Raw genomic sequence first — 271 nt, forward strand, 5'->3', positions numbered from 1 at the left:
GGTAGATCGGCGAACATTCGACGCCAGCGTCCTCACTTCCCAAGTGTGGTTCAGGTTTTTAGGCCGTGGGGGATATTCAGTTTTGGCTCCGGTAGATGGGGCGCGAGCACATAGGCGGAAGCCGGGAAACGAACCTGACTGGACTTTCTATTTAACCAGGGATTGCTAACTTTTTGCTTCGCGCCAACTTGATTCGTGATAGCGGGACAAGAAACACGATTGATTGGTTTTGTGGGTCCTTGTATTGAGAATGGGAGTTCGATGGGAAACT

At 50.6% G+C, this 271-nt stretch carries 1 protein-coding gene; it reads right to left on the reverse strand.

The features are described 5' to 3' along the window. Window positions 1-50: 50 nt before the first annotated feature. The coding region (locus IEQ44_RS17225) for a hypothetical protein (protein ID WP_227487640.1) at window positions 51-271 on the reverse strand (221 nt) is incomplete at its 5' end.

The organism is Nocardioides malaquae (assembly GCF_015070385.1).
Taxonomy (GTDB): domain Bacteria; phylum Actinomycetota; class Actinomycetes; order Propionibacteriales; family Nocardioidaceae; genus Nocardioides; species Nocardioides malaquae.